The organism is Patescibacteria group bacterium (assembly GCA_038063375.1).
Taxonomy (GTDB): Bacteria; Patescibacteriota; Minisyncoccia; order Phycocordibacterales; family JANLHH01; genus JANLHH01.
Map to the genome: position 1 here is coordinate 24,182 of JBBTVG010000013.1, position 13,167 is coordinate 37,348.

The window sequence follows — 13,167 nt, forward strand, 5'->3', positions numbered from 1 at the left end:
CTGTCTCATTTACAATGCGTTTGACTTTATTGACTTCTGCTTCATACCCTATATACTTGGGGTATGAAGATAACTACCCCACCAGAACCTAAGGAGGTAAAAGCTTGGATGCAAGAGCTGAAAAATACCACTTTTAGCGATCCTACAATCGACTGGGATTCTTATGTCGTCTGGGCTGGTAACCAGCTCCCAAAGTATCTCTGGGGCCAATGGAAGGATGAATTGAAGCCTCTAGGGTTTACATGGCAGAAGTTTCTCAAGCTTCTCCGTCTTAGAACAGATAATATGCTTCTTTGGTATAGGGGTATTATGCCGTGGCCACGTTTGGTAGGCACCATCACTGAGCTGATTGAAGGACCACTTGGCAAAGAGCTTGCGAGTCGCAAATAATTTATTTAAAAACCTGCTTGGGGGAGAAAAAATCCGCAAAGTCGTGATTGCTTATTCTTGCCTCTCCATCGCGTTGCTTCTCTACAAACCTACATATACCAGAGGAGGCATTATGAAACTGTGGCCCCTTATCTAAAGGTATCCAATATTTTGTAAACCCAGCAAATCCCTCCACTGCATCACTGGGATCAAAGAGTCCCCAAAAAGTCTCAATATCATCTAGACAAAGAAATAGAGGAGGATTTTGTTGTAGATGGGTAAGTTTTTTATCGGAAATCTCTTTGTCGTAAAAATTATTGAAGGCATTGAACAGATCATGATTGCCTAAAAGATTTTCTGTGACTAAAACAGGAATTACTGTTTTACCATCACTTTGAACTTTTTCTATATAGTCGTTAAGCTTTATTAACTTACCTCTGTCATTCTTACCTCTTGCTCGTGAGTCTGTCTTTCCGGTATTAAAAAGAAGCCGATAAGCATCGTCAAGAAATTCCTGTGAGGTTGGATTATACAAAGATGATAATCGATAATATTCGGTTGTAAATTCAATAATAAAAATTTTATCCCCCTGTTCGACAAGGGCGTCCGCTCCAGAGGTACCGCCAAAAGTGACCTTTGCATCCTTAAAGATATTTTGTATTAGAAACTTAAAATACTCTTCCATTAGACGACCGTAGGCAGATTTAAAGTTCTGCAAATTTTCTGCATTTCTAATTCGCCACAGTAAGCCCCCACACACGTTTTCAATAAGAAATTTCAAATCAATTACGCAATAGTACCCATCTTCTATTTTAAAAATAGGATTGTCGAAAAAGACTCTGATGTTTTTGTTGTATCCCGTTATGGGGTCTCGCTCCCTTGTGCTTTCTTCCACTGCAGACACCCTGAGTGCATCCGTTCCCTTCGAGAGAGTATCTATTGTTTTGATAAAAGAAGGATCTTTTTCAAATAACTTCGCGTCAATATAAAAAGAGCTTATATTCATAAAATCAAAACCAAGTTTTGGTTGACCGGGAGGTGGCGGACTCTTTGCGTGTTGAAATGGCATTTCAAAAAACCATGCAAATAAACCATTGATGACCTTCATATATTCTTTCAGAGAAACTCCTGCTCTCTCTTCGAATGCACGAATACCTGACTCCATCATCGCCTTATCCGTATTTCCGAGTTTGGATAGTAGTATTTCGTAGCAATAGCGATAACGAACCAATCTGTGCCCATAAACAAGCCTTGCGGTATCGGAAAGATAGTAGTGTGGCCATTCCCTGATGAAGTGATCTCTGAGAAATGTCTCTTTTGAAGAAGCCTCCGAGCTGCCAACTTCTAGACTAATTAAGTCATTATTGAAAAGTATAGCTTCGCAATATTTCTTCTGATTCACCGAATGACCTTCTCCTGTCAGCTGTTGAGTCCCTCGTATGTTCTTAGTAAGAATTTGACCAATCAGATTTAAGAGATTTTCTCTATGAAAAACTATTTTATTCGAAAAACCAGTACCTTTTGGCACAACTTTAGTTTCCTCCAAAAAAGTAACTCCTCTTACCATGGTCATTTCCGTAGTGCGAGTCTGGCAGATCATATTAAGAAAAGATGTGAATTGTATCAACTCAACAGGGTTCATTTCTTGTAGGAGATACTCAATTTGAGTTTCAAAATCCTCTACCGTCTTCAAAGAACTAAATAACAGCACGAGGCCACTCTTTTCAAAAGTGTTGAAGAGTTCGGAGTATGTGAGATATGTGACGATTGCCGTTTTTTTCATAAGTTTATTAAAGCAGATCTCTGAAATCATCAATCATTCCAGCTTCTGACATAAGATAGTTGATCAAAACATCAGCATCTTTTTTAGCTTCCTCGTTTCCTGTTGATTTTACGAGTTTAATTACTTCCTTGTACTCATCTTTTTTATAGAGATATTCGTACGTTTCTCTTTTTGGTTTTACTAATAGATCAAGTATCTTGATTGTTTCGACCGGAAACTCAATCGCATAAGATTTTAATTCCTCGACGATTTCATATGGCACATCAATTTTACTCTTAACAAATCCGAGAGTTTTTATCATCCGAACTAGAGTATCTTTTCTTTTAAAAGGACTGACCTTAAACCACCATCCAAATTCTTGTAGCTCTTCCTCGCTCACTTCTTCTTGGGGTAATGAAATTCTCTTATCCCATAAATCACAAAGTCGTTTTTTGACCTCATCTTTATTACTAAAACCACTAAGATCCCGCAGAATTACTCTACCGGCAAAATTAATCGCTTCAGCCCTTGCTTTGGGTGTGGCAACTTTAAAAAAATGATTTACAAAATTATCATGTTCAAATTCGTTAACATATATAACCATCACGTGTTGAGGAAATCTCTGTTCAACATCCGCGCCACGATATCCTTTTTTCTCGACAGTACCGATATGCGGTATAAAATCGTAATACTCCTGCTTTAAGAGCGTGAACAATTCTTTTATGACATTGTTTGCAAGATAACCCTCCCATGAAGCAAGGAGGTATTTCGGCTCAGTTTTAGGAAATATCTTTTCCTTATTTGCCTTAAGCCAAGGCTCGTTCAAGTAAAATAGATTTGGTAACCTCCACCCGTATACAGATCTGATTGCTAATGATGGATCCTGTTTTATATCAAGATGTTTATCAAGCAACGCGGTCATTTCGGGTGGCATTTTTACCTCAACAGATTTGTCCTCAAGGTTTCGTGCAACCCAAAGACCATAATTGACAACCGCATGAATAGCTTCACCACGCGTAGTGTTTATTGCTAGCGTCATTGGGTCAAGACCTCCTTCGCCATCCCTCTGTTCATCTGCAGGAGTTGGTTCAGGGTCTTCTGAGAGATTAAGAATTATTGCCCAAACCTTCTCTCTAAGAGACATGGGGATGTTACAGGTATCTTTTCCAAGGGCATGACCGAGAAAATCAGCAACGGCTCTTTGCACAGCATTCCAATCCTGCTCATCATTATTTGCTGGTTCTGATACGCGAGTATTTTCTACAAGAATTTTGTAGTAAATATTTATGATAGAAACCCAATCAAAACTCTTTCCTTTTTGTAGAGCATCTTTAAGGCCGTGTGTGAGGTGGTAAAAAAATATTGGTCGTATCTTTTTTACAAAAAATGATTCTGCAACTAAAACATATTTCTCAGGATTTTCTGCTACCAACCCAGAAAAGACCATGCCTAAACCACCAGATGAATGTCGAGCAAATGGATCGTCTGGAATTTTGTAATCAACAAAATACTGTAGAGTATCTTCTGCGCTCAATACTGATAACTCTTCAGATGAAATAGGACTTTGACCGCCATCCCATGTAACTATTTCTCCATCGTTGTCTACAGACTCACCGTACTTCTTTACAATTTCTCCATATTCTTTTACCTCCTTTTGAGGTAACTGATCTTTAATTGGTTTCAAATATAAACCTTTCCAGTCAGCCTGTACTCTCGTAAATTGCTCATCCGTAAGGTTGTCGTTCTTTTTAAAATCTGGACCTTGTTCAATGATTTTTAAGATTGTATCTTTTGCATTTTTAGAAAGTTTTGAATATTCCTTACCCAATAGTGGAAGATATTCCCTTCGAAGGTTATAGGCAATTATGATTTTTTTATCAGAGAGAATTTCTTCAATTTCCTTCGCAAAAGGGTTCGGATTGGTTGAGTAGGTTAGTATCTCAATGCGTCTAAACAATGCCCACGAATGAGTGCGCAATATAACAACAAATTCCCTTAATACTGTTTCGTCACCTTTATTATTTTCAATTAAATTTACCAATCCATCAAGAAGGATATTCTTTGCATCTTCTCGATTTAGTCGAGCAGATAGTAAATTTGGGCGCCAGATATGCGAATACTCATAAAAACTATCTTCTGGATTGATTCTCCCTTCAAGTTCTATGGCCTGTCTAAGTGTAGTGGCAAAAATTGAGAATAAACCCACAGGATCCTTCTCCTCCAATCCTGCGAGTTTCTTTTTTACAATCTCGCCGAGTCTCCATGCATCAAAATGGGGCTTCGCATCATGGCGAATAATAGAAAGAGGGTCGTCTGGATTATCGGATGTCTTAATGGGGGGGTCAACTTTCGTGTCAAAGAGTATCCTCGCAAGCTTCAAAGCTGTTTTAGTTTTACCGGCTCCCGCAAGTAAATCCATTAAGTCTGCGACTTTGTCTGGCAGGAGAAGATTATATGAATTTTGTATCCATTTATCTTTACAAATCAAATCAACATATTGTTCAGCTATTTCTGGCGGAGATTTGATGGCCGCACCAACAAAATCATCCAATACAGATTGATTGGTAGATTTTAAATCCTTAATAATATCAAAAACTTCTTGCGGTTTTTTGTCGGCTATTCTCAGCAAGTATTGAGATTCAGGCCATACAATAAATCGAATATAGCCACCTTCACGTAAAGGTTCCTGAGGACTTGAGAAAGTGTTGATGGATTTTAGATGTTCTAACCAGTTAGGGTTATCGCATCTTTGAAAGAAATATCGACGATGTTCGGACTTAGAAATGCATTTCGTAAGATTGCTTATATCGTCAGAAGTCGGGTTTTCAATTGTAAGTAGTTTATCAATTTCAGTAATTCCGTCGAAAAAAGTCCTTTCTACAAGAATTTGATACAGGAGATCCTCGTACTTCCATACTCGTGCTTCAAAGTCTTTCTCTTTAATATCTGAGGATTTTGTTCCTTTTAGGTATCCGTGTTTTGAACAATCGTTGAAAAACGTGTGTAGCTCAATCCAGTCACGTACAAAGTTTTCTTTAAGGTATTCAGGTAAGGCATTACGTTCGGGATGTTTATCTAAAAGATCCTTCAAGATTGCACGTTGATTTTCGTTACCTTTTGTTTGTTCAGTTGGATTCTCGGTTTCTGGAATTGGAATACCTTGGAAATAACGTGGCAGTATAGAAGTCAGCTCCCTGGCGGAATGACCGACCTGCCCGATACGATCAGGGTTTCTCTTGTTGTTAAATGTGAGTACCAGTCCTTCATATATTTCACTCAGCCTCTTACTTAGTTCAAGCGACTCGGGATCTATTTTTGAGAGAGCGTTCCTAATCTTCTTTTGTTTATCTTCGGCAGATGACAATACATCCTCAGTGTTTACTGAGTTCAGTAATTTATCTTTCTCATTAGTTTTGTCATCTGGCATTTTTAACTATTTTGGGTTAATAACACCGCCACAGTAGAACTGACAGTAATCTTTTCTGTTGGGACAATTACATATCGCCACGGTTTTGTTATGCCGTGTTTACCCACATTCGCTGAGACAAGCTCGCAATACTTGTCTGCGGTCTTCTTTTTCTCTTGTACGTCTAGGTCTTTTATCTCACCGCTTGGCTTTACTTCAATCATTACGATTTCGTGTTCAAACTCAACTACAAAATCTGGCTCGTAGCGATGTTGCGAATTACCAGCTTCATCACGCCAGTACAGTCCCTCGAATTGATTCGGAGCAGGCCTGAGCCAATCTTCCACTGACGGCTCTTTATCGAGAAGGTACGCCATTCGTGCTTCATCCGAAGAATCAAACCTGTACATTGAGTGGCACGCTTTCTTAAATCCTGTATAAATCTTGTCTCTTGAGAAACGGTCAAGTTGCGACTCCAAAGTTACAGGTTTTTCATCAAAACTTCGAGAGATGTTGTACTGCTCCAAATATGATTTTGGTTCACGAATACTGGACTCTAAATAACTCTCAGACTTGAACTCTTTGTGAGTTAAAATTTGATCGTATATTTCTTTGGCAATCTGACGGAAATTATTTTCCACCATCATTTTGAGTGCACTTACGTCACTGACAAATGATTTGTAATGCGCGACCGCCTGATTTGAAAGCTTAAGTAGCAATTCCTTTTGATCATCATAGTCAACAAGCGGATAATCAAGGAGTGCAGAAATGATAGTATTTTCTGGACTTTGTGCTCGACCTTCACCAAGGCTTGAAACACGAGTAATTTCAGTCTCCCGGTTTCCTTGGTAAGCAACGCCGAATAAATCCTTCTCTTCTTTGCCTTGTAACGCTTGTTCAAGGATTGAAGCGTCCGTAGCAAATTTACTTAATTTTGTTAAGTCTAAGTCAAAATTATCAATTGTAAGTTCGCCATAATGGGGTGTGAGCATCAACCTAGGAATAGGGATGTTACGAATCTCAATAGTCTGTTTGGAGATACGCCCGATGTCTTCGAGTTCTTTTTTCGCGGACTCACTTAAAATAGTAAACAGTGATCCTTCCTCGTATACGGCATCACTCGTCTGAGTACCTATCTTGATTGCTTCGTTCTTTGCCGTTATCTCTACAATCTCATTTATCTTATTTTGTATCGTCGCCACTTTTACATCTTCTGGGGTGTCGTCTGAAATAACAGCACTGACTGTTTTTGTGGCCTGTGCCTCAATTTCTTGCATAAGGCTTCCACTTGCCTTGATTTGCTCCTGAATGCTTGTGACAAAAGCTGACTGCACCTCAATTACCTCTCTTACTACTTTCGTGTCGTCGGTAGAAATACTTTCAATATTCGATGGCTGTATAAGCTTGGAGTGTTGTGCCTCCTCAATCACTTTCGCATAATTATCATGAGCAACAATCATTACACGATCAACATTTTTATTCCCCGTTTTTTCTCCATACGGCAAGCGAAGGCCACGGCCAATTGTTTGCTCAGTTAAAATTTGTGCCGCTGAAGACCTGATTGGGGCAATAGTGTAAATGTTTGCAACATCCCAACCCTCCTTGAGCATATTCACATGGATGACAATTTCCACGATGTTATCTGGGTGTTCAAGTGATATAAGCTTTTCAATTGTCTCATCCGCTTCGTCGCCTTTTGTTTTTGTATGAACTTCGATTACCTTGCCCTTGTAGGCACCTCCTCTAAATTGATCGCTATCAATCAGTGCGCGCAGTGCACTTGCATGAGCGGTGTCTTTCGCCACCACAAGCATCACAGGCTTCACTTCTTGTTTGTTATTTTCAAGAGCATATTCTTTCAAAGCAACTTTCGTGCGTTCATGAAAAAAGGCGGCGAGCTGTAGTTTACGAGCATCGGTTTCTATGGACTCCGCATCCCACTGGCCAAAATCAACATCGGCTTCTGTGCCTACCCACGGATCTTTTACATACCCGTCCCGAATAGCATTTCCGAGATTATATGCGTAGAAGATATTTTTCTTGAGAATAAGCCCCGTGCCTTTCTTTGTACTCGTCGGAGCAAGATAGGGCGTAGCAGTAAATTCAAGTCCAAACAAAGGGTTTATACGGTCAAGCGAACCCATTGCCGCATCGGCATGGTAGTGGTGCGATTCATCCATCAATACAACAAGATCATCGAGAGAGCTGAGATATTCAAAATATGATTCCCCGAGCATTTCACTAAACTTGGTAATACCTTTTTCTTTCTCTATATCCTTTTGCGCAAATTGCTGAATATTGAAAATGTTAATTTCTATCTTGTTTGCAAAAAGTTGCGCCATCTGGCTTTGGGCATAGTTGTCCTTGGTGATAACTTTTACATTCGAAGTCGTAAGCTCTTCAATTCCTCGAAAAACATACTTGGGATTGTTGGCTTTACTGAAGTCATCTACCAACTTGCGATAAATCGTATTGCCAGGAGCAACGATCATAAAATGCTGTATGCCGTAAACAAGGTAGAGATACGCTACAAAGGCACCCATAAGACGAGTTTTGCCCACACCTGTAGCCAGTGCAAAGGTATATGCAGGGAAAGTTCGTTCGAAAGATTGAAACTGTCTCAGGTCGGGTATTGCTTGAGAGTACTCTTTGGTCAAGGCCTCAATATCCTCGACGCTTCCACGATTTTCTCTCTTCATTCTCGCCAATACCTTTTTGCCAGCATCTCCTTCTAGATAGTCAGCAAAAAACACCAAGCTTTTTTCTTGAGGATCTCGCAAACTCATTGCGTTTGTTATGTATTGCAGGGCTTGTTCTCGGTTCATAAAAGTAGACATATTAGTTTTCGTCAGAATCAACTTCGTCTTCGTCAACTTCTTCCATCGCTCGTTCTTTGATAGGAAGCAGGTATTCTTTCTTTCCAAATTGACACGCCTTCAAAATTGACTGCGGTATCTTTTTGATAGTGATACGGGTATCTACCTTCTCACATCCAGGTTCAAATTTCTTTGGACAGATGAGGAGTGTCTCGTTTGCACCAAGATGACTCACAATCTGTTGAACCATTGCCACAGAAAGCATCTGGGTTGTTACATAAATACTATTGTTGCCTTGGCCTTTACCGTGCTTCCAGTAGTCAGATGGGCTTGGGGCAAATTTGTAGTTGGTAAGCTTACACATTGCGCGAATGAGTTTGGTATCGTTGTAATAGCTATCAATTACTGGATTACCGAATTCATCAATCACCACAAAGCTTGGGGCAAGCTCGTAAAACTTGTATCCGCCTCCACCTTTCCAGTCAAGAACTTTCGACAGCTCAAGACCATCATTTCCATCCACCACTTTTTTCATTCGAGGTTGCACATGGGTATATGCGTGTTCACCCATTTCAATACCTACGTATCTTCTACCCATCTTTTGAGCTACAGCAGACGCTGTGCCAGAACCAAGGAATGAATCGAGTATTAGATCACCAGGTTTGGTTGCTAAGTCTAAAACTCTTTTTAACAATCTCTCCGGCTTTGGTGTACTAAATAAATCCGTTTGACCGGCGAATAATTTTCTCGCCTCCGACTTAGCCTCGATATTATGTCCGACTTCAGAGTGGAACCAAAGAGAGAGCGGGACTGTTCCTTGTTGAACTTCTGAGAGAAAAGTCTTCTTATATGGACGCGAAATACCTTTTGAACCAAACCATATTCTATTATCAGATAACAGTTCTTGATACTTCTCCTTTGAAACTACCCAGCAGCGGGTAGGAGGTGGTAAAAATTCCTTCCCAGCGGGTGAAAGAATCGTATAATAATTCTTTTCAGAAAATGTCTTTACCGAAAGATTGGTTGGATACCATGGGCCACGCGAATCGTTATCAGGGTTAGAATATTTAGCATTTAATTCATCTGACCGTTTCAGTAAATTGGGTCTCCAAGAGTCCTTGGACTTTGCATAAACCAAAATGTGATCGTGTACGTCTGATAACCACTTAGCATCATTTGATGCGGCGTACTTCTTTTGCCATATGACATTTGCTACAAAATTATTTCTTCCAAACACTTCATCGCATAATACTTTCAGGTAATGCGTCTCATCATCGTCGATGGATATCCAGATGCTTCCGTGATCTGGATGCAGGAGCTCTCGCAGTAACTCCAGTCTTGGCTTCATCAGGGAAAGCCACGTGGAATGCTCTACGCTGTCGTCGTAGTGCTCAAAAGCATTCCCAGTGTTGTATGGGGGGTCGATATAAATGCACTTCACCTTGCCTTCATACTCGGGCAGGAGAGCTTTGAGTGCGAGAAGGTTGTCGCCATGGATGATCATGTTCTCGCTGTCCTTGTCGCCATATGACAGATCAGTCCGCTCTTCCAAGATACGTGGCTCAATATTCGCAATATCATACTCGGGATTATTCTTCCCGATCCATGTAAGCTCTAGTTTTTGTTTGTTATTGCTCATAAATTGTTAAATGATTTTCCAACTGATTGTGAATAATGTTTCTATTTTTGACCTTTGCTTCAACTGAGCTTCTATTCCCTCCAGCAACTTTTCTTTTTTAACCTCTACTTCGTCCTGCGCCTCATATAACTTTCTCCGCATTTCGTTCCGTTTTTTCTCTGAATCCTTTATTTCCCGTTGAGCCTTGAGCTTCTCCTCAAGATTAACAATTTTTTTGGCATTTGTTTTGGCTGTCTTAATGTCAATATCAAGCTTTCTCAAATCAAGCTCGAGTGCTTTCTTCACATCATCTGACCAATTGTCCAGCTTATCTACTTCATCATCAAAAAACTCACTGTTTCTTTCTGCAATCTGTCCAGAAATAACCGATATAGTTTGTTGCTCAAGCTCGTCTAGTTTCCCACACTCCTCAGATGACAATACTTTCGGTGCAACCGATTGAGCGGAGAGCGAAAATAACTTTTTAATAATATCTCTTTCAATGGGTTCACCAGCTTCATCGAGGGATGTTACGACAACAGCATCTTCCTTTTCAAAAGCTTCAACGGTGTAATTGGAAACTTTCAATATTCCACTTTTACCAACAAGAGGCTGTAGTACGGAAATAATTGATGAATGATTTGAGTAATCAAAGACAATCTCTGCGGTATCAATCTGTTTGTTTTTTACCTCGTTCAGTATTCTTTGTGCCAAAGAATGCCCAGGGCGATATACATGGGCATCTTCTACATTTTTACCAATTTTGTATGGACCTGGATCTATATCCTCGTTTTGGAAAGGATTTACTTTGAGAGAAAAAGAATACTCGTGCTCGGCAAAGTCAGCTTTATCCCCCAAGTAGTAACGGGTGACATCCCATAGCCAGCGTTCATAGGTATCAAGGTATGCCTGACTCTCTCTTTGATTGAGTTTAAGTTTTTCGTGGACCTCGGAATCGAAATTTTCTAGAAGCTTCTGACGGGTATCAGATAAATTACTCTGAATACTTTCATCCATCTCTTCTTGGAGTTTATCGAAAGCAGTATTGATATCTTCGGAAGTTCGGCATGTCTGATAAATACCAGCAATACGCTTTTCAAAATCCACACCAGATTCAATAGAGCCAAGTACCTCATCACTTGCGCCGAACACACCTTTAAACAATTTAAACTTCTGATCTAACAGTTCATAGACGCGTTGGTCGGCTGCGTTCTTTCTATTTACAAAGTTGATTACGACAACATCATGTTTCTGTCCGTAACGATGGCAACGACCGATGCGTTGCTCGATGCGTTGCGGATTCCATGGTAAATCGTAGTTAATGACCAGCGAACAAAATTGCAGGTTCACACCCTCAGCTCCCGCTTCGGTGGCAATCATAATTTCCGCTTCGTCTCTAAAATATTCAATCAGTGCCGCTCGAGTGTCAGCTGTCTTTGAGCCAGTTACTTTATCGGTGTCCTTATTTTTTGCGAGCCAGTTTTTGTATATCTCTTTTGATTTATCGTCATTATTTGAACCGTTAAACAAAACGATTTTACCTTCATAACCATTTTTGCCGAGTAGAGTCTCTGAAAGATATCTTTGTGTGATAGTGGATTCAGTAAAAATGATTGCTTTCTTCTTAGCACCTAGTTCGGCCGTCATTTCAAAACCTTTCTTGAGAGCAGTAAGTAGGGCGTCTCCCTTGGAATTTGTATATATTTTTTGTGCGAGATCACGGAATCTTTCTAGATCAGCTTTTTCATGCTCCATGAGTACAATATCTTTCTCTGTGAGAGCTTTCTTTTCCTTCTCATCTTCATCTTCATCGCTCTCCTCATCATCAATCCATTCATCTGATACTTCTGGAAGAGCTTCAAAATCTCCTAGTAGTGATATGGTATCTACATCTTGCTGAGGTAACTTTGCTTTTGTATCTGTAATTAATCGTTCAAGCTTATATACCAATTTATCCAAGGTGCTAGCGATAGCGAAGGAAGACGATGCTAAAAGCTTTCGCAAAATGAGCGTCATGAGCTGGCGCTGACTAAAAGGTAGGGCGTAGAGCTTTGTCCGCTGAAGATACTCAGACATTCCGTCATAGAGCTCAACTTCCTGCTCAGTAGGAACATAGTCCTGTGTTATCGGCTTTCGCTCGGTATAGTTAATATATTCCAGCACCTGGCGACGGAGCGTGCGGATACAGACTGGCTTTAGGCGATTACGTAAATCGACAAACATTTCTTGCTTTGGCTCAACAAGACCGACTTCATTCTCATAAATATCCTGCTCGCGGGAAACTCGTGCATAATTTGCTTTGAAACTTTTGAGATCACCAAATACATGATCATCAATAATACTCACCAGTCCATAGAGTTCGAGTAGGGAGTTTTGTAGTGGAGTTGCGGTAAGTAAGATTTTGGGTACTTCCGTCAGCGCATCTTTAATTTCGCGTGCAATCTTATTGCTCGTTTTATATACATTACGAAGACGATGTGCCTCATCAATTACGGCCAAGTCCCATTTCGTCTGTTTTATGTATGGAGATTTAGAGCGAGCAAAGTGGTATGAGCAGATAATTATTTTGTCTTCTTGATTGAACGGATTCAGATTTCCATCTTTTATGTACTGGTTGAAAGATTTTGCTTCAAGAATTATTGAAGGTAGAAAGAATTTCTCCGAAAGTTCGTCGTTCCACTGTTTTCGCAAACTTGAAGGTACTATCAAAAGAATACTTCTCTTTCTCTCTGCCCATTTCTGGGAGAGAACAAGTCCTGCCTCAATCGTTTTTCCTAGACCAACTTCATCTGCAAGAATTGCACCTTTTGAGAGCGGCGAGCGAAAGGCAAAAAGCGCCGCTTCTATCTGGTGTGGGTTTAGATCAACCTGAGCATTAGAAAGTGTGGAGGAAAGTTTCTCCAAACTATTGGAGGAACATCGCTTGGTCAGCTCGTAAGCAAAATATTTAGCTTGTTGATCAGTAATTTTCATACTTTTATTTCTGATTGAGCACTTTCAATATATCCTCCTTGCGGTAACGGCGGTCTCTTCGTGTACCAAACCGCATCGCTTTCAGGAGACCTTTGTTGTCCCACTTACGCAAGGTGTTTGGATGACAATTCAATACATCACACGCTTGTTGGAGTGTCAGGATATCGAGGAGGGCGGATAGGTTTTTGTCGTGATTTGTTGGCATAAAGCTAACTTACCATTA

General features: G+C 40.2%; 6 protein-coding genes. 1 reads left to right on the plus strand and 5 read right to left on the minus strand.

Annotated features, from left to right (window positions below; genetic code table 11):
- The first annotated feature begins 63 nt into the window (after window positions 1-63).
- The gene (locus AAB523_01895) at window positions 64-390 is read left to right on the plus strand and encodes a hypothetical protein (protein MEK7556020.1); all 327 of its coding nucleotides are present in this window, start codon (window positions 64-66) and stop codon (window positions 388-390) included.
- Between the two features lies 1 nt (window position 391).
- Here AAB523_01895 and AAB523_01900 read toward each other — a convergent pair whose 3' ends face one another.
- Genes AAB523_01900 through AAB523_01920 form a run of 5 tightly spaced genes read right to left on the minus strand, consistent with a single transcriptional unit; the run spans window position 392 to window position 12,944 of the window.
- Entirely contained in the window at window positions 392-2,152 is a 1,761-nt protein-coding gene (locus AAB523_01900; GenBank protein MEK7556021.1) for a hypothetical protein, read from the minus strand.
- A 7-nt stretch (window positions 2,153-2,159) separates the two neighbouring features.
- Window positions 2,160-5,558, minus strand: a complete 3,399-nt coding sequence (locus AAB523_01905) for a hypothetical protein (GenBank protein ID MEK7556022.1) — start codon at window positions 5,556-5,558, stop codon at window positions 2,160-2,162.
- A 2-nt stretch (window positions 5,559-5,560) separates the two neighbouring features.
- Complete coding sequence (locus AAB523_01910; protein MEK7556023.1) at window positions 5,561-8,362, minus strand: DEAD/DEAH box helicase family protein; 2,802 nt, start codon at window positions 8,360-8,362, stop codon at window positions 5,561-5,563.
- Window positions 8,363-8,375: 13 nt separating this feature from the next.
- Window positions 8,376-9,992, minus strand: coding sequence for a site-specific DNA-methyltransferase (locus AAB523_01915; GenBank protein ID MEK7556024.1), 1,617 nt, complete (start codon window positions 9,990-9,992; stop codon window positions 8,376-8,378).
- 6 nt (window positions 9,993-9,998) lie between these two features.
- Entirely contained in the window at window positions 9,999-12,944 is a 2,946-nt protein-coding gene (locus AAB523_01920; protein ID MEK7556025.1) for an SNF2-related protein, read from the minus strand.
- Window positions 12,945-13,167: the final 223 nt, after the last annotated feature.

Excerpts from the sequence above, each read along its gene's own strand:
- AAB523_01895 (MEK7556020.1), top strand. The coding sequence starts at position 64 with ATGAAGATAACTACCCCACCAGAACCTAAGGAGGTAAAAGCTTGGATG.
- AAB523_01900 (MEK7556021.1), bottom strand. The coding sequence starts at position 2,152 with ATGAAAAAAACGGCAATCGTCACATATCTCACATACTCCGAACTCTTC.
- AAB523_01905 (MEK7556022.1), bottom strand. The coding sequence starts at position 5,558 with ATGCCAGATGACAAAACTAATGAGAAAGATAAATTACTGAACTCAGTA.
- AAB523_01910 (MEK7556023.1), bottom strand. The coding sequence starts at position 8,362 with ATGAACCGAGAACAAGCCCTGCAATACATAACAAACGCAATGAGTTTG.
- AAB523_01915 (MEK7556024.1), bottom strand. The coding sequence starts at position 9,992 with ATGAGCAATAACAAACAAAAACTAGAGCTTACATGGATCGGGAAGAAT.
- AAB523_01920 (MEK7556025.1), bottom strand. The coding sequence starts at position 12,944 with ATGAAAATTACTGATCAACAAGCTAAATATTTTGCTTACGAGCTGACC.